The sequence below is a fragment of the Bradyrhizobium sp. B117 genome (genome assembly GCF_038969555.1).
Lineage (GTDB): Bacteria > Pseudomonadota > Alphaproteobacteria > Rhizobiales > Xanthobacteraceae > Bradyrhizobium.
On the sequence record NZ_CP152414.1, the window covers coordinates 1,468,668 to 1,491,033 of the forward strand.

Annotated in this window: 23 protein-coding genes and 1 tRNA gene; 15 read left to right on the forward strand and 9 right to left on the reverse strand. The window is 65.3% G+C overall.

Features of this window, described 5'->3' with window-relative positions; all coding sequences use genetic code 11:
• Nucleotides 1–97 precede the first annotated feature (97 nt).
• Nucleotides 98–775, forward strand: coding sequence for a hypothetical protein (locus AAFG16_RS07130; RefSeq protein ID WP_342738298.1), 678 nt, complete (start codon nt 98–100; stop codon nt 773–775).
• Between the two features lie 318 nt (nt 776–1,093).
• Here the strand turns inward: AAFG16_RS07130 and AAFG16_RS07135 are convergent.
• The 3 genes from AAFG16_RS07135 to AAFG16_RS07145 form a co-directional block, all read right to left on the reverse strand.
• Nucleotides 1,094–1,168 (reverse strand) — tRNA-Val (locus AAFG16_RS07135).
• 159 nt (nt 1,169–1,327) lie between these two features.
• Complete coding sequence (locus AAFG16_RS07140; RefSeq protein WP_283084172.1) at nt 1,328–2,620, reverse strand: hypothetical protein; 1,293 nt, start codon at nt 2,618–2,620, stop codon at nt 1,328–1,330.
• 118 nt (nt 2,621–2,738) lie between these two features.
• Complete coding sequence (locus tag AAFG16_RS07145; protein ID WP_283084173.1) at nt 2,739–3,344, reverse strand: DUF1134 domain-containing protein; 606 nt, start codon at nt 3,342–3,344, stop codon at nt 2,739–2,741.
• A gap of 139 nt (nt 3,345–3,483) precedes the next feature.
• Here AAFG16_RS07145 and AAFG16_RS07150 point away from each other — a divergent pair, with 139 nt between their 5' ends.
• Nucleotides 3,484–3,969, forward strand: coding sequence for a YHS domain-containing (seleno)protein (locus AAFG16_RS07150; RefSeq protein ID WP_342738300.1), 486 nt, complete (start codon nt 3,484–3,486; stop codon nt 3,967–3,969).
• Here the strand turns inward: AAFG16_RS07150 and AAFG16_RS07155 are convergent.
• Nucleotides 3,963–4,790, reverse strand: coding sequence for a 3'(2'),5'-bisphosphate nucleotidase CysQ (locus AAFG16_RS07155; RefSeq protein WP_342738302.1), 828 nt, complete (start codon nt 4,788–4,790; stop codon nt 3,963–3,965). The two genes, AAFG16_RS07150 and AAFG16_RS07155, sit on opposite strands and share 7 nt — an antisense overlap.
• A gap of 201 nt (nt 4,791–4,991) precedes the next feature.
• Between AAFG16_RS07155 and AAFG16_RS07160 the strand changes: the two genes are divergently transcribed.
• From AAFG16_RS07160 to AAFG16_RS07190, 7 genes are all read left to right on the forward strand, one after another.
• Complete coding sequence (locus tag AAFG16_RS07160) at nt 4,992–5,645, forward strand: histidine phosphotransferase family protein (RefSeq protein ID WP_283084176.1); 654 nt, start codon at nt 4,992–4,994, stop codon at nt 5,643–5,645.
• Between the two features lie 198 nt (nt 5,646–5,843).
• Nucleotides 5,844–8,648 (forward strand): hybrid sensor histidine kinase/response regulator, encoded by a 2,805-nt coding sequence (locus tag AAFG16_RS07165; protein ID WP_342738304.1) that lies wholly within the window; start codon nt 5,844–5,846, stop codon nt 8,646–8,648.
• Nucleotides 8,649–8,669: 21 nt separating this feature from the next.
• Nucleotides 8,670–9,140: a chemotaxis protein CheW gene (locus AAFG16_RS07170; protein ID WP_283084178.1), complete on the forward strand. Its 471-nt coding sequence runs from the start codon at nt 8,670–8,672 to the stop codon at nt 9,138–9,140.
• 74 nt (nt 9,141–9,214) lie between these two features.
• Nucleotides 9,215–9,580 carry a response regulator gene (locus tag AAFG16_RS07175; protein ID WP_007600538.1) on the forward strand — a complete coding sequence of 122 codons (366 nt, stop codon included), beginning with the start codon at nt 9,215–9,217 and terminating at the stop codon, nt 9,578–9,580.
• A 75-nt stretch (nt 9,581–9,655) separates the two neighbouring features.
• Nucleotides 9,656–10,855: a chemotaxis response regulator protein-glutamate methylesterase gene (locus AAFG16_RS07180; protein ID WP_342738307.1), complete on the forward strand. Its 1,200-nt coding sequence runs from the start codon at nt 9,656–9,658 to the stop codon at nt 10,853–10,855.
• A complete protein-coding gene (locus AAFG16_RS07185) occupies nt 10,852–11,724 on the forward strand; it encodes a protein-glutamate O-methyltransferase CheR (protein WP_342738309.1) in 873 nt (290 codons plus the stop codon). Before AAFG16_RS07180 ends, AAFG16_RS07185 begins: the two co-directional genes overlap by 4 nt.
• Nucleotides 11,725–11,988: 264 nt before the next feature.
• Entirely contained in the window at nt 11,989–12,459 is a 471-nt protein-coding gene (locus AAFG16_RS07190; RefSeq protein WP_342738311.1) for a hypothetical protein, read from the forward strand.
• A gap of 56 nt (nt 12,460–12,515) precedes the next feature.
• Here the strand turns inward: AAFG16_RS07190 and AAFG16_RS07195 are convergent, their stop codons facing one another.
• The 5 genes from AAFG16_RS07195 to AAFG16_RS07215 all read right to left on the reverse strand — a co-directional run bounded on the left by AAFG16_RS07195 (nt 12,516) and on the right by AAFG16_RS07215 (nt 15,665).
• Nucleotides 12,516–13,676 carry a glutathionylspermidine synthase family protein gene (locus AAFG16_RS07195; RefSeq protein WP_283084182.1) on the reverse strand — a complete coding sequence of 387 codons (1,161 nt, stop codon included), beginning with the start codon at nt 13,674–13,676 and terminating at the stop codon, nt 12,516–12,518.
• Between the two features lie 3 nt (nt 13,677–13,679).
• Nucleotides 13,680–13,919, reverse strand: a complete 240-nt coding sequence (locus AAFG16_RS07200) for a hypothetical protein (protein ID WP_342738314.1) — start codon at nt 13,917–13,919, stop codon at nt 13,680–13,682.
• Between the two features lie 64 nt (nt 13,920–13,983).
• Nucleotides 13,984–14,376 carry a hypothetical protein gene (locus tag AAFG16_RS07205; RefSeq protein ID WP_342738316.1) on the reverse strand — a complete coding sequence of 131 codons (393 nt, stop codon included), beginning with the start codon at nt 14,374–14,376 and terminating at the stop codon, nt 13,984–13,986.
• 14 nt (nt 14,377–14,390) lie between these two features.
• A complete protein-coding gene (locus AAFG16_RS07210; protein WP_342738318.1) occupies nt 14,391–14,795 on the reverse strand; it encodes a DUF350 domain-containing protein in 405 nt (134 codons plus the stop codon).
• Between the two features lie 168 nt (nt 14,796–14,963).
• Complete coding sequence (locus tag AAFG16_RS07215) at nt 14,964–15,665, reverse strand: response regulator transcription factor (RefSeq protein WP_016848562.1); 702 nt, start codon at nt 15,663–15,665, stop codon at nt 14,964–14,966.
• A 400-nt stretch (nt 15,666–16,065) separates the two neighbouring features.
• On the opposite strand from AAFG16_RS07215, the gene fliI reads away from it, so the two are divergent.
• From fliI to AAFG16_RS07245, 6 genes are all read left to right on the forward strand, one after another.
• The gene (gene fliI, locus AAFG16_RS07220; RefSeq protein WP_027562547.1) at nt 16,066–17,391 is read left to right on the forward strand and encodes a flagellar protein export ATPase FliI; all 1,326 of its coding nucleotides are present in this window, start codon (nt 16,066–16,068) and stop codon (nt 17,389–17,391) included.
• Between the two features lie 121 nt (nt 17,392–17,512).
• Complete coding sequence (fliJ, locus tag AAFG16_RS07225) at nt 17,513–17,932, forward strand: flagellar export protein FliJ (protein WP_011084990.1); 420 nt, start codon at nt 17,513–17,515, stop codon at nt 17,930–17,932.
• Between the two features lie 184 nt (nt 17,933–18,116).
• Nucleotides 18,117–18,662 (forward strand): sigma-70 family RNA polymerase sigma factor, encoded by a 546-nt coding sequence (locus AAFG16_RS07230; RefSeq protein WP_342738321.1) that lies wholly within the window; start codon nt 18,117–18,119, stop codon nt 18,660–18,662.
• 72 nt (nt 18,663–18,734) lie between these two features.
• Nucleotides 18,735–19,784, forward strand: a complete 1,050-nt coding sequence (locus AAFG16_RS07235; protein WP_342740863.1) for an anti-sigma factor — start codon at nt 18,735–18,737, stop codon at nt 19,782–19,784.
• 167 nt (nt 19,785–19,951) lie between these two features.
• Nucleotides 19,952–20,911, forward strand: a complete 960-nt coding sequence (locus AAFG16_RS07240; RefSeq protein ID WP_283084188.1) for an AraC family transcriptional regulator — start codon at nt 19,952–19,954, stop codon at nt 20,909–20,911.
• A gap of 117 nt (nt 20,912–21,028) precedes the next feature.
• Nucleotides 21,029–22,246: an NAD(P)/FAD-dependent oxidoreductase gene (locus tag AAFG16_RS07245; protein ID WP_342738324.1), complete on the forward strand. Its 1,218-nt coding sequence runs from the start codon at nt 21,029–21,031 to the stop codon at nt 22,244–22,246.
• Nucleotides 22,247–22,366: the final 120 nt, after the last annotated feature.

Below are 22,366 nucleotides of genomic sequence, written 5' to 3' on the forward strand. Positions count from 1 at the left end.
CATTCCATTCGCCTAAAGCATCAGCCACCCGCTTCCGCTGTCTTGTCCTGATATCGATGGTCTCCGCTATGTCCGCGCAACAAATCCCGATGGTTGGATGAGACGGTTTCTGTCGGGAGCGTTGCCGTTCTACGCGCTGGCGGGCCTCGCCATGTGCATGTACCTCGTCCTGTACAAGACTGAGCTCTTCGACCTGAACGCCGTCGTCCAGGGCGCGACCGGTTCATGGTGGTTTCCGGTCTTCATGTTCGGCTGCGTGCTGCTGGAGTCGGTCTTCCCGTATTTCGGCTATTTTCCCGGCACCGCCCTGATCCTGATGTCCGTGGCACTCAATCCGAAGCCTGCAGATATTTCCGTTTTCATCATGGCGTGGCTGGCCATCATCGTGGGCGCGGTCTTGAGTTACGGACAGGCGCGTTTCTTCAGACCGTTCCTGCAGCGGGTCGCCTCGAAAGCGGCCCTGACCCGATGTGAGTCCCTGTTCGACGCCTACGGTCCGTACGCGCGCGTTGCCTTGTTCGTTCATCCCAACGCTTCTGCGATGTATTTCACCGCACTCGGCCTGCTCGGCCGCAACCTGACGCGAGAGCTCGCCTATCTCTGCGCAGGCGCCGCGGCCGCCGTGGGCATTCTGTTCGTCATCGTGACCAGATTAGTGTCGTCCGTCGGCGCGACAGACGATGGGCAATTGCAGGTGCTGCTGGCAGCAGGCCTGGCCGCGATCGGAACGCTGGTTGGTCTCTACGCGGCGTTGCGGCCGGGGCGGGTCGCGTAAAGCTTGGAGGCGTGAACCGGCGCCGTCTCACCGTGCTTCCGTCATTGCGAGCGCAGCGAAGCAATCCAGTCTGCCTCCGCGGACACACTCTGGATTGCTTCGCTGCGCTCGCAATGACGGCACGCGGGACTTCCGATGCTTCCATCATGCGCCTGTTTTGCCCGACGGGTCAATCAAAATTCGGAAAAATCGTAACCCATTGATCCGACTGATGTCGGCTACTGTGCATGGGGTTGTTTTCGAGATTTTTGACGAGGCAGCCCAAAAAGCTGCCATGCACCGATGGTCGTCCGCAACCGATGGGGTTCAGAGAATGGATGGTGGGCGCACAAGGGATCGAACCTTGGACCTCTCCCGTGTGAAGGGAACGCTCTCCCGCTGAGCTATGCGCCCGGGACCATCATGCAGGCGCCCGGACTTGTCAGTCGGCCGGTGCATTGGAGCCCGCGATTTAGAAGTGCCGGCCGAAGGTGTCAAGTTTCGAGGTGCCTTGCGGAGGCGAAAACCTTGGCCGATCGCGCAATCCGGCTGCGAGGCCGCCTTTCGGCCCGCTTACGCGCCCTGCTGGCGGGCGCGGGAGGCGTGGGCCTGCAGCGCGCGGATGCGCTCGGCCAGCGTTCCACCGCCCTCGGGCAGGCTCGGTGCGCCATTGGTCGCGGCGTCGTTGGCCGGGCGCGGCGCCGGCTTCGGCGGCTGGCCGGCCTCGGCCGCGAGCAGCGCCTCGATCGGCGAGTTCGGGCCTTCGAGCTGCATCGCGAGCTTGGCCACTTCGGCGGCGATGTCGTTGATGCGCTCGCGCAAGAGCGCGTTCTCCATCCGCTCGGTCGCCCAGGAACTTTCCGCCTGCTGCTGGATCGCGTTGATGTCGCGCTGGAGTTTGCCGCGCTCGTCGCGCGCGGTGCGGAGCTGCTCCTCCAGCGCGGTCTTTTCCGCGCGCAGCGATTCGAACGCGGCCGACGACTTGCCGCCGCTCAAGGCCGCGATCTCGACGCGCAGCTCCTTGACGGTGCGCTCGGAGGTCTCATTGGCCTGACGGAGCTGGTTGTTCTCATAGTCGCGCTCGGCGAGCAGCTTGCCTTGCGTGGCGAGGCGGCCTTCGAGGTCGGCGACGCGGCCCGACAGCATCTCGGCTTCCTTGACCTGCACGAGGAGCTGGCGGTCGAGCTCGTTGACGCGCTGGCTGAGATTCTCGACCCGGCCACGTGCATCGCCGAGTTCGCGCGAAGCGGTCTCGGATTCGGTGCGCTCCTGCGCGAGGCGCGCCTGCGTGGCGGCGAATTCCTTCTCGGCATCGCCGACGCGGTTCTTGAGCTCTTCGATCTGGGCGCGCACCGCGACCAGCTCGACCTGGCGGCTCTCCGCCATCATCGAACGGTCGGACAGCTCGGAATTGATTTTCGCGAGCTCACCCTGCTTGTCGGTCAGCGCCTGCTCGGCGGTGCGCAAGGATTCGGTCTTGGCGCTGAATTCCTCCTCGGTCGCGCGAAGCTGCTCCTTCACCGCCTTCTCGCGCGCCTCGAGCGCGAAGATCGTGGCGTTCTTTTCGCCGAGCTCGATCTTCATGCGGTTGATGGCATCGCTCTTCTTGCCGAGCTCGGCGAGCTGGCTGGTGGTCTTGTTCTTGAGCTGCTCGACGCTCATCTCGAGCCTGCGCGCCGACATGGCGAATTCGGCACGGAGCTGGTCCTTGTCGGCCTGGATCTCGGCCATCGACAGCGGGGTCGCGGCCTCGAGCCGGCGCGTGGTCAGGCGGACCGCGCGGTTATGCACCAGCGGCACGATGGCCAGCCCGCACAGCATCGAGAGCAGGAAACCGATCGCCAGGTACATGATCGGTTCGACCATGGGCCAGAACTCCGAGAGCTAAGGAAAAATTTACCAACGACAATGCATGGCGGGCCGGCAAAAAGCCAGCCCCGCCCTGTCGTTAACGTGAATCCGGAACTTGTCCGGGGAGGGCGCTCTAGAACGGGTTCCAGGTCGCGCGCGGCGTGTATTTCAAATAGCCGATATTGGCGCCCAGCCGCAGGCCGAGGCCGGAGCGGATCGGCACCAGCACGATGTTGTTGGCGGTGAGCGCGGTCATGCCGAAGCCGCCGATGATATAGGCCGACCCGTCGATGCCGGCGAAGCGCTGGTAGATCGCGTTGGTGGCGGGCAGGTTGTAGACCAGCGTCATGGTGCGCGCGCCGTCGCCGCCCCAGTCGAAGCCGAGCGAGGGGCCCTGCCAGTAGACCCGGAGGTCGCCGGCGTTCTTGGTGTAGAGCGTGCCTTCGCCGTAGCGCAGGCCGGCGACGAAGGCGCCGGAGCCTTCCTCACCCAGGATATAGCCGTTGGGCAGGCCCCATTGGCTGACCGCCTTCTCGATGATCGAGGCGAGCCCGCGCGAGACGTTGCCGAAGAAGCGGTGACCGGCGCCCACCAGCTCGTCCGGCCCATAGGTGTTGGGCGTCGGGGTCCGCTGCGGCGGCGGCAGGTTTGGCGGCGGCGCCTGCTGGGCGGAAGCCGGCACGATCCAGCCCACCATCGCGGCAAGCGCGAGTGCAGCAAGGCGTGATGCGAAAGTCATAAAAGAACCCCTGCTATCGAATCCGATCGCTTCCTTAACCTGACGCCAACAGGCACGGCTCTAGGTTGCGCCGGATGTCCCCTCGACTCGGATGTTATCCGCAGCAACTATGACGGCACAACGGCAGGAAGATAGCCCTTTGCGCCCCGGAATTGCCTTGATCGGGCTCGCGATCCCCCTTCTGGCGGGCCTTTGGCTCGCCTGCCTGGAGTTGCCGGCGCAAGCGGCCACGACCGAACGGATCGTGGTCAACCGCTTCTCGGGCGTCGCCATCGAGGGTTTTGACCCCGTCGGCTATTTCGTCGACGGCACCGCCGAGCAGGGGACGGCGGAGTTCGAGGCGAACATGTGGGGGGCGGTCTGGCGTTTCCGGAACGAGGGCAATCGGGCCTCCTTCCTGGCCCATCCCGAGATCTATGGCCCGCAATTCGGCGGCTACGACCCGGCCGACATCGCCCGCGGCGTCACGGTCCCCGGCAACCCTCGCTTCTTCGTGATCGCGGCGCAGCGGCTCTATCTGTTCAGCCTGGAAGCCAATCGCGACGCCTTCGCCGCCGATCCCGAACGCTTCCTCTATGAGGTCGGCAAGCGCTGGCCGGCGCTCCAGGACAAACTTAGTCAGTAGCGGCCTACCGCCTGGGGGTCGCCCCAGGCGATGAAGTCCGGGATGATGAAGCCGGTATCGCGGCGCTGGCCGAAAAGGAGCTCGCCGCCCTTGCCGTCGGTGACCTTGCCGCCGGCAGCGGTCACGACCGCGCAGCCGGCCCCGACGTCCCATTCCGAGGTCGGTCCGAAGCGGGGATAGATGTCGGCGCTGCCCTCGGCGATCCGGCCGAACTTCACCGCCGAGCCACAGGTCATTCTCACGGAATTGGGCCGGCCACCGATGAACGCCTCGCTTTGGGGATCTCCATGCGAGCGGCTCACCGCGGCGATCCAGGGTTCGCCCTGCGCCGGCAGCTTGCGGGTGCGGATCGGTTCAGCAGCACCGATGGTGGCGCCGTCAAACCTGACGCGCTCGGCGCCGCGCCCGACGATGCCGCGCCAGAGCAGCCCCAGCGCGGGCGCGCTGACGATGCCGAGCAGCGGCACGCCTTCGGTCACGACGGCGAGGTTGACGGTGAATTCGTCGCGGCCGGCGACGAACTCCTTGGTGCCGTCGAGCGGATCGATCAGGAAGAAGCTGCCCTGAAACGGCGGCGAGGCGAGCTGGGTCCGCTCCTCCGAGAGCGTCGGAACGTCGCTCGCGAGCTGCGCCAGGCCGTCGGCGATGATGCGGTCGGCGGCCAGGTCGGCCTCGGTCACCGGCGATCCGTCCTGCTTGCCCTCGACCCGCATCGCCTCACGGTTGACCGCGAGGATCGCCTCGCCCGCCTTCACCACCAGCGCGGTGAGCGGCTCCATCAATCGGGCTGCGGCCTCGGTGTCGATGATGCTCACCTGCATGCCTCATTCATCGGCAAATATCGCCCCTCTTCACCTGATTCGCCCCGATCGATTCGCTTGGGCCTTTATGGCCGCTTCGAACCTATCGCAAGCTAGCTGCCACAGGCTGGCGAATGTTAGAACCCGCAGCATCCGTCAAGCATGCGTGATTCGCGGCGTCCAGCGCCGTGCAATTCCAGGAACCCTCCAGGACCCCTTTATATGTCTGACGCCTCGTCGCCCGCGACCGCTACTGCCCCCGATATGCTCGAACTCGCAGCGCTCCTGTGCTCGCGGGTCTGCCACGATCTCATCAGCCCCGTCGGCGCCATCGTCAACGGGCTCGAAGTGCTCGACGACGATCCCAAGCCGGAAGACCGCGAATTCGCGCTCGACCTGATTCGCAAGAGCGCCAAGACCGCCTCCGCCCGCCTCCAGTTCTGCCGTCTCGCCTTCGGCGCGGCCGGCTCGTCCGGCGCGCAGATCGACCTCGGCGACGCCCAGACAATGGCGCGCGGCCATATCGAGGACGGCAAGTGCGCGATCACCTGGAATCTGCCGCGGCTTTTGCTGCCGAAGAATCGCGTCAAGCTGCTGCTCAACATGCTGGTCGTCGCCCAGCATACGATCCCGCGCGGCGGCATGCTGACGGTCGATCCGATCGGCGAGGGCGAAACCATGAGCTTCCGCATCACCGCGACCGGACACAATGCGCGCCTGCCGCAGAACATCTCCGAGCTCCTCAGCGGCGAGCGGGGACCTGCCGCGGATGCGCATGCGATCCAGCCTTATTATACGCGCCTGCTCGCACAGGCCTGCGGCCTCACCGTGAAGCTCGCGCCGGAAGGCGAGGCCATCATCGTTACCGCTTCGTAAACGCGCCCGTCGCGGTTCGAACCGTTAATGTAATCTTTACGAGGCGCTTCGGTTTGTCCGGAGCGCCTTATCTCTTTGTTGGTCCCGTTCTTTTGCACATACTCAACCATTATTAAACGCTTTGCGGTGAAGCTGGCTTCATTCCGAAATGGCGCATCACGTCTCGTGCGCGCCCTCCCTGTATGAAGGCCTGTTTTCATGGATGATCTGTTGCGGGAGTTTTTGACGGAGACCAGCGAGAGCCTGGACACCGTCGACAATCAGCTGGTGAAGTTCGAGCAGGAGCCGAACAACGCCAAGATCCTGGATAACATCTTCCGCCTGGTCCACACCATCAAGGGCACCTGCGGCTTCCTCGGCCTGCCGCGGCTCGAAGCGCTGGCCCATGCCGGCGAGACCCTGATGGGCAAATTCCGCGACGGCATGCCGGTGACCGGCCAGGCCGTGACGGTGATTCTGTCCTCGATCGACCGCATCAAGGAGATCCTCGCCGGCCTCGAGGCAACCGAAGCCGAGCCCGAAGGCAACGACCGCGATCTCATCGACAAGCTGGAAGCGATGGTCGAGCAGGGCATGGCCGCAATGGCTGCGGGCGCTGCTGCTCCCGTTGCTGAAGCCCCGCCGCTGGTACCGGAGGCACCCGCCGCTACACCCGCACCCGCAAAAGAAATGACGACGGGTTCGCTGATCGAGCAAACCCTGGAGCGCCCGCTGCGTCCCGGCGAGGTCTCGCTCGACGAGCTCGAGCGCGCCTTCCGCGAGACCGCGATCGAAGCGCCGGTCCCCGCGCCCGTCGCGAAGGCCGAGCCGGCACCTGCGCCGGCGGCCGCGGTTCCCGCTCCCGCAGCGAAGGAAGCCAAGGAAACTGCCAAGCCCGCCGCCAAGGAGAAGGCCGCGCCGAAGAAGTCGATGGCCGACGAGAGTGTCGGTGAGGGCGACCGCATCGCCAACCAGTCGATCCGCGTCAACGTGGATACGCTGGAGCATCTGATGACCATGGTCTCCGAGCTGGTCTTGACCCGCAACCAGCTGCTGGAGATCTCAAGGCGCAACGAGGACACCGAGTTCAAGGTGCCGCTGCAGCGCCTCTCCAACGTCACCGCCGAGCTGCAGGAAGGCGTCATGAAGACGCGCATGCAGCCGATCGGCAATGCCTGGCAGAAGCTGCCCCGCATCGTCCGCGACCTCTCGAGCGAACTCGGCAAGCAGATCGAGCTGGAGATGCACGGCGCCGACACCGAGCTCGACCGCCAGGTGCTCGACCTGATCAAGGATCCGCTCACCCACATGGTGCGCAACTCCGCCGATCATGGCCTGGAGACCCCCGCCGAGCGCTTGGCTAGCGGCAAGGGCGAGCAGGGCACCATTCGGCTCTCCGCCTATCACGAGGGCGGTCACATCATCATCTGCATCGCCGACAACGGAAGAGGCCTCAACACCGAGAAGATCAAGGCCAAGGCGCTCTCGTCAGGTCTCGTCACCGAGGCCGAGCTCGAGAAGATGAGCGAAGCCCAGATCCACAAGTTCATCTTCGCGCCGGGCTTCTCCACCGCGGCCGCCATCACCTCGGTGTCGGGGCGCGGCGTCGGCATGGACGTGGTCCGCACCAATATCGACCAGATCGGCGGCACCATCGACATCAAGTCGGTGGCGGGTGAAGGCTCAAGTGTCACCATCAAGATCCCGCTGACCCTCGCCATCGTCTCCGCGCTGATCGTGGAAGCCGCCGGCGACCGCTTCGCGATCCCGCAGCTCTCGGTGGTCGAGCTGGTCCGCGCCCGCGCCAACAGCGAGCACCGCATCGAGCGCATCAAGGACACCGCGGTCCTCAGGTTGCGCAACAAGCTGCTGCCGCTGATCCATCTGAAGAAGCTGCTCAAGATCGACGACGGCGCCGCCTCCGATCCCGAGAACGGCTTCATCGTGGTCACGCAGGTCGGCAGCCAGACCTTTGGCATCGTCGTCGACGGCGTGTTCCACACCGAAGAAATCGTGGTTAAGCCGATGTCGACGAAACTGCGTCACATCGACATGTTCTCCGGCAACACCATTTTGGGCGATGGCGCGGTGATCATGATCATCGACCCCAACGGCATTGCGAAAGCGCTCGGCGCCGCCGGCTCCTCGGCCCACGACATGAGCGACGAGAACGGCGCGCACCACATCGGAAGCGGCGAGCAGACCACTTCGCTCCTCGTGTTCCGCGCCGGCTCGTCGCAGCCCAAGGCGGTCCCGCTTGGCCTCGTCACGCGCCTCGAAGAGCTACCGGCCGACAAGATCGAGTTCTCCAACGGCCGCTACATGGTGCAGTATCGCGAGCAGCTGATGCCGCTGGTGGCGATGGAGAGCGTCACCATCGCTTCGCAAGGCGCCCAGCCGATCCTGGTGTTCGCCGACGATGGCCGCTCCATGGGTCTCGTCGTCGACGAGATCATCGACATCGTCGAGGAACGGCTCAACATCGAGGTCGGCGGCTCCTCCTCCGGCATTCTCGGCTCGGCCGTGATCAAGGGCCAGGCCACCGAGGTGATCGACGTCGGCCACTTCCTGCCGATGGCGTTCGCCGACTGGTTCACCCGCAAGGAGATGAAGCCGTCGATGCACTCGCAGTCGGTGCTGCTGGTCGACGACAGCGCCTTCTTCCGCAACATGCTGGCGCCCGTCCTCAAGGCCGCCGGCTACCGCGTCCGCACCGCGCCGACCGCGCAGGAGGGCCTTGCGGCACTGCGCGCGCAAAGCTTCGACGTGATCCTGACCGACATCGAGATGCCCGACATGAACGGGTTCGAGTTCGCGGAAGTGATCCGCTCCGACAACAACCTTGCGGCAACGCCGATCATCGGTCTGTCGGCGCTGGTGTCGCCGGCGGCGATCGAGCGCGGCCGGCAGGCCGGCTTCCACGATTATGTCGCCAAGTTCGACCGTCCCGGCCTGATCGCGGCGCTGAAGGAGCAGACCGCGGGCGCGGCCGGCGCCTCCGAGCTGAGCCGGGCGGCAGCGTAAGGGCGCGAGGAGATATCTGAGATGAGCAAGAAGACGCAAATTGGCGAAGGCGCCATGGTCGAATACGTCACCGCGATGATCGGCGGCCAGCTGTTCGGCCTGCCGATCTCGCGCGTCCAGGACGTGTTCATGCCCGAGCGCGTCACCCGCGTGCCGCTGGCCTCGCGCGAGATCGCCGGCGTGTTGAACCTGCGCGGCCGCATCGTCACCGTGATCGACATGCGCGCCCGTCTCGGTCTGCCCAAGGTCGAGGACGGCAAGGCGCCGATGGCGGTCGGCGTCGACCTTCGCGGCGAATCCTATGGCCTCCTCATCGACCAGATCGGCGAGGTGCTGCGCCTGCCCGAGGACGGCAAGGAGGAAAACCCCGTCAACCTCGATCCCCGCATGGCCAAGCTCGCCGGCGGCGTCCACCGTCTCGACGGCCAGCTCATGGTCGTCCTCGATGTTGACCGCGTGCTCGAGCTCGCGCCCGAGATGATGGCGGCCTGATACGGCAGCAAGCGCCGCCGACGGACTTGCAATTGGAAGTACCCCCCGCAAAGGGGGAGGAAGCAGAGGTTCACATGCGAACTTGTCTCGTCGTTGACGATTCCAGCGTCATCCGCAAGGTTGCGCGCCGGATCCTGGAGGGCCTCGACTTCCAGATCCTCGAAGCCGAGGACGGTGAGAAGGCGCTGGAGGCCTGCAAGCGCGGACTTCCCGACGCGGTGCTGCTCGACTGGAACATGCCCGTGATGGACGGTTACGAGTTCCTCGGGCACCTCCGCCGCATGCCCGGCGGCGACCAGCCCAAGGTGGTGTTCTGCACCACCGAGAACGACGTCGCGCATATTGCACGCGCGCTGCATGCCGGCGCCAACGAGTACATCATGAAGCCGTTCGACAAGGACATCGTGACGGCGAAATTCCAGGAAGTCGGACTTATCTGAGCGAACTCCCGGAGGCTGAACGGATCCTTCGGCGATTGTTTTCAACTGAACCGTTTCAGTCTGAGTTGGTGAGTAATGAGTGTTGCGTTCGCAGGTAATTCGACCACGGGTCCCTCGCGCGAAGCCGGGCCGCTGCGGGTGATGATCGTCGACGACTCCGTCGTCATCCGCGGTCTGATCTCGCGCTGGATCGGTGCCGAGCACGACATGGAAGTCGCGGCCTCGCTGCGCACCGGGCTCGAGGCGGTCAACCAGCTCGAACGCATCAATCCTGACGTTGCCGTGCTCGACATCGAAATGCCCGAGCTCGACGGTCTGTCGGCGCTGCCGCGACTGCTGGCGAAGAAGCGCGACCTCGTCATCATCATGGCTTCGACCCTGACCCGTCGCAACGCGGAGATCAGCTTCAAGGCGCTGTCGCTCGGCGCGGCCGACTACATTCCGAAGCCGGAATCGACGCGCGAGGCGCAGGCCGCGGACATCTTTCATCACGACCTGATCCAGAAGATCCGTCACCTCGGCGCGCGGCTGCGCCGCAAGCCCGCGGTTGCGAGCCCGCCGCTGGCGCCCGCGAGCCAGGCTCCGGCCGCACGTGGCCCGGCCGTTGCGCGGCCCGCTGCGCCCGCGCCGGCTCCGGCGGTGCATGCGCCGTCGTCAGGGGTGTTGTCGACGCGCCCGTTCTCGACCCAAGCCCCGAAGGTGCTGCTGATCGGCTCCTCGACCGGCGGTCCGCAGGCGCTGATGGCGCTCGTCACCGAGCTCGGCCCGGTGATCGACCGCTTCCCGGTGCTGATCACCCAGCACATGCCGCCGACCTTCACCACCATTCTCGCCGAGCACCTGGCGCGTTCGAGCCGCCGCCCCGCAGCCGAGGCGGTCGACGGCGAGCCGGTGAAGCCGGGACGGATCTATCTGGCGCCCGGCGGCAAGCACATGCGCGTCGCGCGCAGCGGCGCGGACGTCGCGATCGCGCTCGATGACGGCCCCGCCGTCAATTTCTGCAAGCCCGCGGTCGATCCGCTGTTCACCTCCGCCATCGACATCTGGCACGGGGGCATCCTCTCCGTGATCCTGACGGGCATGGGCTCGGACGGCATGCGCGGCGGCAAGGACATCGTCGCGGCCGGCGGCAGCGTGATCGCGCAGGACGAAGCCTCCAGCGTGGTCTGGGGCATGCCGGGTGCGGCCGCCAATGCCGGCATCTGCGCGGCGATCCTGCCGCTCAACCAGATCGGCGCCAAGGTCAATCGCCTGTTCGCGGGAGACCGCTCGTGACGCCCGCAGATTACGATTATCTGCGCAAGTTCCTGAAAGAGCGCTCCGGTCTCGATCTCTCCGCCGACAAGCAGTATCTGGTCGAGAGCCGCTTGCTGCCGCTCGCGCGCAAGGCAAGTCTTCCCGGCATTCCCGATCTCGTGCTGAAGATCCGGAACGGCGATGGCCGGCTTGCGACCGACGTGGTCGAAGCGATGACCACCAATGAGACCTTCTTCTACCGCGACAAGATTCCGTTCGATCATCTGCGCGAAACCATCCTGCCGGGCCTGATCCAGGCGCGCGCGGCGCGCAAGTCTTTGCGCATCTGGTCGGCAGCGTCCTCGACGGGGCAGGAGCCCTATTCGATCGCGATGTGCGTGAAGGAGATGGGCGCGGCGTTCGCCGGCTGGCGCATCGAGATCGTCGCCACTGACCTCTCGCAGGAGGTGCTGGAGAAATCCAAGGCCGGCGTCTACAGCCAGTTCGAGGTGCAGCGCGGCCTGCCGATCCAGCACCTGATGAAGTATTTCACGCAAACCGGCGAGCTCTGGCAGCTCAACGCCGACATCCGCGCGATGGTGCAGTTCCGCCAGCTCAATCTGTTGCAGGATTTCTCTCATCTCGGCACGTTCGACGTGATCTTCTGCCGCAACGTGCTGATCTATTTCGACCAGGACACCAAGGCGGTGATCTTCGAGCGGATGGCGAAGGGGTTGGAAGCCGACGGCACGCTGTTGCTTGGCGCCGCCGAATCCGTCGTCGGCATCACCGATGCGTTCCGTCCCATCACCGAGCGCCGTGGCCTCTACCAGCTCAATCCGGCACGCTCCGGCCGTCCGATGGGCGGATTGATGCCGCAGCCGCTGAAGGTCGCCGCGGCAAGGTGATTTGCCGCACGGCGCGGCGATCGGAGTGAGTGACGTTGATGCGGATGACCGGTAGCACCTGCCGGCCCCTCCGTTGCACGCGACGCTTCACTCGCAATTGAGCAGCGCAGATTACTCGGCTACCGCGCAGCAGAGCGCGCGCGGCGATGCGACGCGATCGCGCTCCTCATCAGCATCTGGCAGTTGTGCTATGGTCCCGATCGTCCCGCCGGACAGAGGCGGGAATTCGTTCAAGATCATGACCTATTTCGAGGAGGACATACTATGCGAATGTCTTGTGCCTCTTATTTCCTGCTGGCGGCGCTCTCGTTGCCTGCGACGGCTGTTGCTGGCGAGCAGGTACTCGAATTCAAGCTCGTCACCAAGCCGATGAACGTCAAGGTCACGGAAGTCGCGAACGTCGAAGGTCAGACAGTCATATCCGGCAAAATGTTCGGCGTTGCCTTCTTCAAGGACGGCCGTATTGCCGTGAAGGACTTCGTCAATTCCTCCGACTTGCTCAAGGGCTCAGGACCGATATTCGGCTACAGTACCTACACCTTTGACGACGGCTCCTCGATCACGGCGCGCTACACCGGCGCGGTCAAGGACGGAAAGGCAAAGGGCGAATATACAATCTTGTCGGGCACCGGGACTTACGCAAACGCGACGGGCACGGGTGGCTTCGAGAGCGTGCAAAGTGGGTTCAAGGGCGCCGGTCTGTACGACGGAAGATTTATCGTCAAGACCCCCTAAGCCAGCACGCGAACCTTGGCGCTCGCGCGCCTTGCCGATGAGGTCGCGAGCGCATTTCACAAAATCGCGTGCGGCAGGAAGCGCGAGCTGTTGCCCGTGATCGGACTCTCGTCCTCGCGGATCGACAGGCCGCAGGGCTCGTGGTTCACCAGCCAGCTTCCCACCACGGGATAGACGCCGGAAAAATTCGGCAGCGGTGATAGCGCCTGGCGCACGAAGCCTTCCGCACCGTAGGGGCCGGCGTGCTCGTCGAGCGGCATTCCGCCCGACACCAGCGTGACATTGGCGCCTTCGCGCGACAGCAGCGGCTTGCGTACATACGACGTTCCGAGCTCCGCCGCCCGCGCGTCGTCCTCGAAGAAGGCCGGCAGCAGATTGGGATGGTTCGGAAACATCTCCCAGAGCAGCGGCAGGATGCCCTTGTTGGAGAGCACGGCCTTCCACGGCGGCTCGATCCAGCGCGTCGGCGCGCTCGCGAGCTTCGCGCCAAAGGCGTCCTGGAACATCCACTCCCAGGGATAGAGCTTGAAGACAAGCTCCATGTCGCGGTCGTCGAGATCGACGAAGCCGCCGGCTTCATCGCGCCAGCCGATCTCCTCGATGTCGAGCAGCGTGGTCGAGAGCCCCGCCTGGCGTGCGGTGTCCTCGAGATAAGCGAGCGTGCCGGCGTCCTCCTCGTTATCGGTAGCGCCGGTGAGATGCAGATGCCGACCGGCGCCGGTCGCCTTCCACGCCTCGATCAGCCGTTCGTGGATGGAGTTGAACTGATCGGCGCGTGCGGGGATGATGCGGCGTTCGATCGCCTGTTCGAGCCAGGTCCATTGAAACACCGCGGCCTCGAAGATCGAGGTCGGGGTATCGGCATTGTATTCGAGCAGCTTTGCCGGCGCTCCGCCGTCGAACTTCAGATCGAGCCGGCCGTAGAGGCTGCGGTCGTCACGCTCCCAACTCTCGGCGATCAAACTCCAGAACGCCTCTGGAATCTTCAAGCGCCGCAAGTAACGCTCATCACTGATGACGCGGCCGGCGAGCTCCAGGCACATCGCATCGATCTCGCCGGTCGGCGTCTCGATGCCGCGTTCGATCTCGTCGAGCGTGAAGGCATAATAGGCGCGCTCGTCCCAATAGCGCTCGCCGTCGATGGTGTGGAAGGCGAAGCCGTATTGCTCTGCGGTCTCTCGCCAGTCGTCGCGCTCGGGACAGACGATGCGTTGCATGGATCAACCGCCGTGGCCGCCATGGCCATGACCGCCATGGCCATGTCCGCCGTGGCCGTGCATGTGATGCAGCGTGCCGCCGAAACCGCCATAGTTCGGGCGGCAATAGGGCTTGCCGTCGAGGCCGGGAACGGCTTCGAGCCCGGGGCCGCATGGCTGTTCGCGCCTGGTGAATCCCATCGAGGCCGCGCTGACCGCGGCGCTTCCCATCAACGTCAGCATGACCCTTCGCGAGCGTTTCATGTTGCGTCCTCCCGCGCGACTTAAAGCAGACCGGCGCGCGGCGTTGAATTCAAAACCTCGCGCTTCAGCCGCCGCCCGAAAAACCATGGCCGAACGAGCCGAAGCCGCCGCGGCTCACGCTGCTCGAGCCTGAATCGGACGACGTGCCCGACGAGGAGTGGCTCGAGGAATCGCTGCTGAAGAAGCTCGATCGCGACGACCAGCGCGAGCCGCCGTTGCCGCCTGACGAACTGCTGCTGCTGGTGCTGCACGTCGTGGTCGTCTGCCCCGGCACGGCTCCGGGGGAGGGCTCGCAGGTCTGGTGCGGCATCAGCGTGTAGGCGGTGGTGCCGACCGCGATCGTGCCCATCACCAGCAGCGCGACATGGCCGGAGCGCTTCACCGGCGGCCGCGAAGGCGGCGGCTCAGCGGGCGGCCGGCGCTTGCCGAAATCCTTTTTGGTGGGTTTGTCCGCCATATCAGTTGATCACGTCAGTAGATCATGCAGGCCGCGTTCAGGAGGCCCGCGGCGAGCGAGGACAGCCCGAGCCAGATCGCGGGCGCAAGCTCGCCGGCAGCAATCCGCGCCGACAGGTTCGGCACCGGCACCCTGACGAGAAACAGCACGATGATCTGGACGATCAGCGCGATGATCGCCCAGATCATGCAGTCCAGCACATTGGCCGAATGCGCGATCGCGCTGACCAGCGGCGCCACGAAGCCGAGCAGGCTGAGGCCAAGCGCGATCGCAGCGGCCGGCTCGTTGTCGCGGATCAGCTGGAACTCGTTGTGCGGGGTGATGCGGGTATAGATGAACAGATACGCCACGATGGCGATCAGGCCGGTGCAGAAATAGACCAGGAAGGCGGGCAGGCCGGCGAGTGATTGCAGGATCATCGTTCCCCCATCGTGCAGCGACCATTCGTCGGCATCGGGAGGATAGCGGTTCAATGCCGGGGGAGCGACGAAGCGGCGCTCCCGTCCCCAAAAACAAAACCCCGCCATTTGCGGCGGGGTCCAGGCTGGGAGGAGCGAGCCCGATGGCTCGCGACGTAAAACCCAGGATCAGGCGGGGATGCGCTCGTCGGCCTCGTGCGGCTCGCGCAGCACGTAGCCGCGGCCCCACACTGTCTCGATGAAGTTGCGTCCCTCGGAAGCGTTGGCCAGCTTCTTGCGGAGCTTGCAGATGAAGACGTCGATGATCTTCAGCTCGGGCTCGTCCATGCCGCCATAGAGGTGGTTGAGGAACATTTCCTTGGTGAGGGTCGTACCCTTGCGGAGCGAGAGCAGCTCCAGCATCTGATATTCCTTGCCGGTCAGATGCACGCGCTGGCCGCCGACTTCCACGGTCTTGGTGTCGAGGTTGACGACGAGATCGCCGGTCTGGATGACCGACTGGGCGTGACCCTTGGAGCGGCGCACGATCGCGTGGATGCGGGCCACCAGCTCGTCCTTGTGGAAGGGCTTGGTCATGTAGTCGTCGGCGCCGACGCCGAGACCCTTGACCTTGTCCTCGATGCCGGCGAGGCCGGAGAGGATCAGAATCGGTGTCTTGATCTTGGAGACCCGAAGCTGCTTGAGCACGTCGTAGCCGGACATGTCGGGCAGATTGAGGTCGAGGAGAATAATGTCGTAATCGTATAACTTACCGAGATCGACGCCTTCTTCCCCCAAATCGGTCGTGTAGACGTTGAAGCTCTCAGACTTCAGCATCAGCTCGATCGACTGCGCGACGGCGCTGTCATCTTCAATCAGCAAAACGCGCATGCCAGTTCCCCATAGTCGCCGCTCCTGGGCGTCAGGTCGGCCGCATTCGCGGCACTCAACAAAACGCCTTTGAACAACTGATTCGGATCCTGACGACAGATGGTTAACAAATCCTGATTCTGGAACGCAAGTCCCCCCGGTGCAATTTTTCTCGAATCGCCCTAAGGTGTTGCGCGAGAAGCAGCTTTCGTCACCCGACTCCGTTCAAGTTCCACTTTAAGAGGCGGCGCTAACCGACTCCCGCGACTCAGCCTTCTTCTGAAGGGAAGTCACGCTCAGTCACAAAGACAGTGACGCAATGATTAATGATGCGGGTAAACACGAAGTTAAGCGCCGTTCAGAAATATGGCGAAACTTAAGGTTTCCACGGTGAGGGCCAAATCATGAAGGCGCGCTCCTGATGAAGGCTCTTGCCGAACAGATCGGCGACATCGACGGCGTCAACATTTATGGCCGCGTGGTCGGCGTGCGCGGCCTCATGGTCGAGGTCGCTGGACCCATTCATGCGATGTCGGTCGGCGCGCGGCTCGTGATCGAGACCGGCGCCAATCGCTCCATTCCCTGCGAGGTGATCGGCTTCTCCGGCAACAACGCTGTCGTGATGCCGTTCGCCGGTCTCGACGGCGTGCGCCGCGGTTGCAAGGCGGTGATCGCCAATGCCGCAAATCAAGTGCGGCCGTCGTCGGCCTGGCTCGGCCGCGTCGTCAATGCGCTGGGCGAGCCGATCGACGGCAAGGGGCCGCTGCCGCAAGGTTCCTCGCCGATGCCGTACCGCAATTCGCCGCCGCCGGCGCATTCGCGCAAGCGCGTAGGCAGCCCGCTCGATCTCGGCGTGCGCGCGATGAACACCTTCCTCACCTGCTGCCGCGGCCAGCGGATGGGCATCTTCGCAGGCTCGGGCGTGGGCAAATCGGTGCTGCTCTCGATGCTCGCGCGCAACGTCGATGCCGCGGTCAGCGTCATCGGGCTGATCGGCGAACGCGGCCGCGAGGTGCAGGAGTTCCTGCAGGACGATCTCGGCGAGGAGGGCCTGGCGCGATCCGTCGTTGTGGTCGCGACCTCGGACGAGCCGGCGCTGATGCGGCGGCAGGCGGCATATCTGACGCTCGCGGTCGCCGAATATTTCCGCGATGAGGACAAGGATGTCCTCTGCCTGATGGACTCGGTGACGCGCTTTGCCATGGCGCAGCGCGAGATCGGCCTGTCTGCCGGCGAGCCGCCGACCGCCAAGGGCTACACGCCGACCGTGTTCACCGAGCTGCCCAAGCTGCTGGAGCGGGCTGGACCGGGCCTGGGCGAGGGCGCCATCACCGCGATCTTCACGGTGCTGGTCGACGGCGACGACCATAATGAGCCGATCGCGGATGCCGTGCGCGGCATCCTCGACGGCCATATCGTGATGCAGCGCTCGATCGCCGAGCGCGGCCGCTACCCCGCGATTAACATCCTCAAATCCGTCTCCCGCACCATGCCGAAATCGGCCGATCCGCAGTTCTGGCCGACCATCCAGCGGGCGCGCCAGGTGATGGCGACCTATGCCGATATGGAGGAGTTGATCCGGTTAGGGGCCTACCGGGCCGGCTCCAGCCCCGAGGTCGACGAGGCGATCCGCCTGCACGAGCCGCTGGAGGCCTTCCTGCGCCAGCGCAAGGACGAAAATGCGTCACTGGCGGACGGCTATCGCCAGTTGGCGCAAATCCTCGGTAATTTGGAAACGGAACGCTAACTTTGTCGCGTCATCATCCGATCCCACAGAGTAATAGAGCCGGTCTTGGCCCAAATTGGGCCTGTGGGGAGACCGGTGTTGTCCCACGCGCAGCTGGGGGACTTCTGGGGAGTACGAGTCGATGAAGTCACGAGATACCCTCATCCGCCTGAAGAAGTTTCAGGTCGACGAGAAGCGCCGCCGGGTCACCCAGATCGAGACCATGATTGCCGATTTCCAGCGGATGTCGGTCGATCTCGAACGCGAGATCCAGACCGAGCAGGAGCGCGCGGGGATCAACGATCCCTCGCATTTCGCCTACCCGACCTATGCCAAGGCCGCGATCCAGCGCCGCGAGAACCTGACCCGCTCGGCCGACGAGCTCAAGGGGCAGCTCGACGAAGCCAAGGCCGCGCTGGCCGAAGCCTTCGAGGAGCTGAAGAAGGTCGAGCTGCTCGACGAGCGCGACCAGGCCCGCGAACGCGCCGAGGAGAACGCCCGCGAGCAGGCCGACCTCGACAGCATCGGCCTGATGCGCGCCCGCATCGGAGCGGTCGCCTAAAAGGCGCTGCCGGCAAACCTGCCGAGAATTCACAAAACCCGGACCGCAAGGTCCGGGTTTTTGCCTTTGCTGTCCACAGTGTGGCGCCGCGCCCCCTTGGTGGTCGGCTTTGCCGCGCGCTATGGTAGCGGAGTGCCAGGGCCTGCGCGAAAAGCGGCGGAGCCGTGCGCGTTTGGGGGACTGAATGCTGACGCCAGCAGAGCTGGTCGGGCTGATCGAGGCGGTGGCGAAGGGCGACCAGGCCGCGTTCGAGCGCCTCTACGCGGCCACGCGGGCGAAACTTTATGGCGTCGTGCTCCGTATCTTGCGCCGACAGGATCTCGCAGAGGAGGTCATTCAGGAGACCTACGTCAAGATCTGGAACGGTGCCGCCCAGTTCAATCCGGCCTTGTCGTCGCCGATCACGTGGATGGCGTCGATCGCGCGCAACCGCGCCATCGACATCATCCGCAAGAAATCCGAACTCTCCATCGAGGAAGAGCCTCAGGCGATGGAGGTTGCGGCCGAGAGTCCCGATCCGCTGGCGCGGCGGGAGATGACCGAGGAATTGAAGCGGCTTTTGGAATGCATCGGCCGGCTCGAGCCGGATCGTCAGAGGCTCGTTCTTCTCGCCTATTACAACGGCTGGAGCCGCGAGCAGCTGGCCGAGAAATTCGCCGCGCCCGTCAACACGGTGAAGACGTGGCTGCGACGCAGCATGCTGGATATCCGGGAGTGCCTCGGACTTTAGAGGATGATGAGAGTGGCACGAACCAAAGCGGCAACAGTCCACCTCTCCCTTCGGGAGAGGTGAAGGAAAGTGATGGCCTACACGGAGGACCATATCGCGCTCGCCGCGGAATATGCGCTCGGCACGCTCGACGCCGAGGAGCGCGCGCAGGTCGAGACCATGATGGCGGTGGACAGGGCGTTCGCCGACATCGTGCAGGCCTGGTCTTACCGGCTCGGCGTCCTCAACCAGATGGTCGGCAATATCGAGCCGCGTCCGATCGTGTGGGAGAACATCAGGTCCGAGATCGCGCGCACGGCGCTTGCGCAGGAGCCGCCGGCCCCGTCCGCAGTCGTGCCGCCGCCACCTCCGCCGGTCGAAACCGCGCCGCCGGACTTGCCGTCGGAGCAGGCGCCGGAGCCTGAGCCGCAGCCTGCCGAGGCAGAGCAGCCCGAGACGATGCGGACTTCACCCGATGCGATTGGCGACATCGCGCCGGTCTTCATGCCGCAGGTCCACGCACCCGATCCTGAGGTCGTGCACGTGCCGCAGGTGCCGATCGTCGACGACACCAACGTGATCTATCTCGAGGGCCGCGTGAAGCGCTGGCGCACCATCGCCTCCGCCGTCGGTACGCTTGCGGCCGCGCTGCTGGTGACGCTGTCACTCCAGATCTTCCGGCCCGACGCGCTGCCGGGTGCGTTGCGTCCCGCACCGCGCATCCAGACCGTGGAGGTGAAGACGCCGGCGGCGCCGCTCGCCGCCTCTGCGCAATATGTGGCGCTGTTGCAGGGCCAGGGCGGCGGCCCGGCCTTCATTCTCACCATCGACGGCGCGACGCGGAATTTCACGGTGCGCAAGGTCGGCGCGACACCGGAGCCCGGCAAGAGTTTCGAGCTCTGGCTGATCTCCGACAAGCTGCCGCGCCCGCGCTCGCTCGGCGTGATCGGCTCCGGCGATTTCACGGCACGCCCTGTTCTCGGCTCCTACGACGCCGATGTCGTCAGCGGCGCCACCTACGCCGTCACCGTCGAGCAGGCCGGCGGCTCGCCGACGGGACAGCCGACCTCCGCGCCGGTGTTTTCCGGCAAGCTGATCGAGACCGTGCCGCCGTCCCAGCCGCAGGCCCCCGCGAAGAAGTAGGCGACAGGAACTGGTTCCTGTCGCCAAGGTCCATCCCGCCGTCGCATTCCGACAAATCCCGCCAAATCCAGCCCCGATTTGAACCTCCCCGCAATTCTGGGCGTCAAATGCCCGGAATTTGCAGTCGGCGTCGCCGATCATGATGCCGGAGAGGGGCAGGAAATCAGATGGATGCAGCAAGGACGCCGGGCATCTTCGTCCACCAATATGCAGGACTGCCGCACGGTCCGGCCTTCGAACAGTGGCGCGAGCGGGCCTTCGGTGCCTGCGGTCTCGACATCGGGCCGAGCCACGGCGACAGCATCGACTGCCGGCTCCAGATCAGCGTGGTCGACAATATCGCGCTCGCCCTTCCCGAAGGCGCCTCCGCGCAATACACGCGCACGCAGAGCCATCTTGCCGACGGCAGCGACGACCTCGTGCTGATATCGGCCCATGCGGGCCTCGTCCGGGTCGGGCAGAACGGCCATACCGTCGAGCTTGCGCCGGCGCAGATGGTGCTGGTCGACATGAGCGTCACCGGCACCGTCGGGCACACCGACGAGGACCGCTTCACCACCATCCGCATGCCGCGCCGCGCGCTGCTCGACATCAATCCGCGCGCCGAGGAGAAGCTGTCGCAAGTGCTCTCCGACGGTGCGGTGGCCGAGACCATCTTCCGCTATCACGCGCTTGCCGCCCATCACGCGCCGCATCTCGACGCCGTCGGACAGCGCCTGACCGCGCAGCACATGGTCGATCTCGTTGGCCTCCTGCTCGGCACCGATGCCGAGCATGCAAGCCTCGCCCGCGGCCGCGGGCATGCGGCGGCACGTCTCGATCTCATGCGCGCCGACGTGATGGCCGCGCTCGGCCGCAACGATCTCTGCCTGTCCGAGATCGCGACGCGCTCGGGGCTCAGCCCGCGCCAGGCGCAACGCCTGTTCGAGCAGGCCGGCACCACCTTCACCGAATTCGTGCTGGAGCAGCGCCTGTTACAGGCGCGCAAGCTGCTCGGCGATCCCCGGGCCAGGGCGCGGAAGATCAGCGACATCGCGCACTCCTCGGGCTTCTCGGATCTGTCCTATTTCAACCGCGCCTTCCGCAAGCGCTTTGGCGCGACGCCATCGCAATTGCGCGAGGCCTGAGCCACGTTTTTGTGCAGCGGGTGCCGCGCTGCCGCAGTTGGTCGGCCGGAGCGAATGCGCTATACCTGCCTGCGCGGGCAGACCGTAGGAATCCTTGGGGAAGCGTAGTTGGCGGACATGGCGCGTATCGTCGTGCTCGGCGCCGGGTTTGCAGGCCTGTGGGCGGCCATCGGTGCCGCGCGCATGCGCGAGGAGATCGGCGCTAACAGCGACATCGAGATCCGCCTCATTGACCGCAATCCCTATCACAACATCCGCGTGCGCAATTACGAGGTCGATCTCTCCGAGGTCGCCATTCCGCTGCCGCAACTGCTGGATCCGATCGGCGTCAGTCACGGCATCGGCGAGGTCGAGACCATCGATCCGGCACGGCGTGAGATTTCGCTGGTCACCGACCGCGGCGACGAGACGCTGAGATACGACCGGCTGGTGCTGGCGCTCGGCAGCGAGGTGATGCGGCCCGACATTCCGGGCCTTGCCGAGCATGCGTTCGACGTCGATACCTATGCTGCGGCGCTCAATCTCGAGGAGCATCTCACCTCGCTCGGCCGCAGCGCGCCGTCGCCGGGGCGCTCCACGGTCGTGGTGGTCGGCGCCGGCTTTACCGGCATCGAGGTCGCGGCCGAGATGCCGGACCGGCTGGCGCGCGCGGGCATCACCGGAAGTCGCCGTATCATCCTGGTCGATTCCAATCCGGCCGTCGGCGCCACCATCGGCGCGCATGCGCGTCCCGTCATTGAGACCGCGCTGGCCTCGCTCGAGGTCGAGACAAGGCTCGGCGTGCGTGTCGCATCGGTCGAGGCCGCCGGCATGCACCTGAGCTCGGGCGAGTTCATCCCGACCCAGACGGTGATCTGGTGCGCGGGGATGCGTGCAAGCCGTCTCGCGGCGAGCTTTCCGGACGCACGCGACCGCCTCGGGCGCCTCCTGGTCGATCCCTTCATGCGGGTTGCGGATGTCGGTGGCGTGTTCGCGGCCGGCGACGTCGCCTCGAGCGTCGTCGATGGCTTGCATCCGACCGTAATGTCCTGCCAGTTCGCGCGGCCGATGGGCCGTTTCGCGGGCCACAATGTCGTGGCTGATCTCGCGGGCCGGCCGATGCTGCCGCTGCGGATCGACTGGTACGTGACGGTGCTCGATCTCGGCGGCTGGGGCGCGCTCTATACGGAGAGGTGGGATCGCGAGGTCCGCACGACCGGTCAGGCCGCGAAGGCGACCAAGCAGACCATCAACTGCAAGCGGATCTATCCGCCGCTGACGGGTAGCAAGGAGCAGCTGTTCGCAGCCGCAGCGCCGACCGTGCAGGCGCCGCCGCCGACCTATGGGGTGAGGTAGTTGGGGGGCGACGGCCGCGCCCTTTGCTCCGTCATTGCGAGCGCAGCGAAGCAATCCAGAATCTTTCCGCGGAGACAGTCTGGATTGCTTCGCTGCGCGCGCAATGACGAGGTACCCAGA

What these genes read in the sequence shown, in the direction of transcription:
- AAFG16_RS07130 (WP_342738298.1), top strand. Translation starts at nt 98, where the DNA reads ATGAGACGGTTTCTGTCGGGAGCGTTGCCGTTCTACGCGCTGGCGGGC.
- AAFG16_RS07140 (WP_283084172.1), bottom strand. Translation starts at nt 2,620, where the DNA reads ATGGTCGAACCGATCATGTACCTGGCGATCGGTTTCCTGCTCTCGATG.
- AAFG16_RS07145 (WP_283084173.1), bottom strand. Translation starts at nt 3,344, where the DNA reads ATGACTTTCGCATCACGCCTTGCTGCACTCGCGCTTGCCGCGATGGTG.
- AAFG16_RS07155 (WP_342738302.1), bottom strand. Translation starts at nt 4,790, where the DNA reads ATGCAGGTGAGCATCATCGACACCGAGGCCGCAGCCCGATTGATGGAG.
- AAFG16_RS07160 (WP_283084176.1), top strand. Translation starts at nt 4,992, where the DNA reads ATGTCTGACGCCTCGTCGCCCGCGACCGCTACTGCCCCCGATATGCTC.
- AAFG16_RS07165 (WP_342738304.1), top strand. Translation starts at nt 5,844, where the DNA reads ATGGATGATCTGTTGCGGGAGTTTTTGACGGAGACCAGCGAGAGCCTG.
- AAFG16_RS07170 (WP_283084178.1), top strand. Translation starts at nt 8,670, where the DNA reads ATGAGCAAGAAGACGCAAATTGGCGAAGGCGCCATGGTCGAATACGTC.
- AAFG16_RS07175 (WP_007600538.1), top strand. Translation starts at nt 9,215, where the DNA reads ATGCGAACTTGTCTCGTCGTTGACGATTCCAGCGTCATCCGCAAGGTT.
- AAFG16_RS07180 (WP_342738307.1), top strand. Translation starts at nt 9,656, where the DNA reads ATGAGTGTTGCGTTCGCAGGTAATTCGACCACGGGTCCCTCGCGCGAA.
- AAFG16_RS07190 (WP_342738311.1), top strand. Translation starts at nt 11,989, where the DNA reads ATGCGAATGTCTTGTGCCTCTTATTTCCTGCTGGCGGCGCTCTCGTTG.
- AAFG16_RS07195 (WP_283084182.1), bottom strand. Translation starts at nt 13,676, where the DNA reads ATGCAACGCATCGTCTGTCCCGAGCGCGACGACTGGCGAGAGACCGCA.
- AAFG16_RS07200 (WP_342738314.1), bottom strand. Translation starts at nt 13,919, where the DNA reads ATGAAACGCTCGCGAAGGGTCATGCTGACGTTGATGGGAAGCGCCGCG.
- AAFG16_RS07205 (WP_342738316.1), bottom strand. Translation starts at nt 14,376, where the DNA reads ATGGCGGACAAACCCACCAAAAAGGATTTCGGCAAGCGCCGGCCGCCC.
- AAFG16_RS07210 (WP_342738318.1), bottom strand. Translation starts at nt 14,795, where the DNA reads ATGATCCTGCAATCACTCGCCGGCCTGCCCGCCTTCCTGGTCTATTTC.
- AAFG16_RS07215 (WP_016848562.1), bottom strand. Translation starts at nt 15,665, where the DNA reads ATGCGCGTTTTGCTGATTGAAGATGACAGCGCCGTCGCGCAGTCGATC.
- fliI (WP_027562547.1), top strand. Translation starts at nt 16,066, where the DNA reads ATGAAGGCTCTTGCCGAACAGATCGGCGACATCGACGGCGTCAACATT.
- fliJ (WP_011084990.1), top strand. Translation starts at nt 17,513, where the DNA reads ATGAAGTCACGAGATACCCTCATCCGCCTGAAGAAGTTTCAGGTCGAC.
- AAFG16_RS07230 (WP_342738321.1), top strand. Translation starts at nt 18,117, where the DNA reads ATGCTGACGCCAGCAGAGCTGGTCGGGCTGATCGAGGCGGTGGCGAAG.
- AAFG16_RS07235 (WP_342740863.1), top strand. Translation starts at nt 18,735, where the DNA reads ATGGCCTACACGGAGGACCATATCGCGCTCGCCGCGGAATATGCGCTC.
- AAFG16_RS07240 (WP_283084188.1), top strand. Translation starts at nt 19,952, where the DNA reads ATGGATGCAGCAAGGACGCCGGGCATCTTCGTCCACCAATATGCAGGA.
- AAFG16_RS07245 (WP_342738324.1), top strand. Translation starts at nt 21,029, where the DNA reads ATGGCGCGTATCGTCGTGCTCGGCGCCGGGTTTGCAGGCCTGTGGGCG.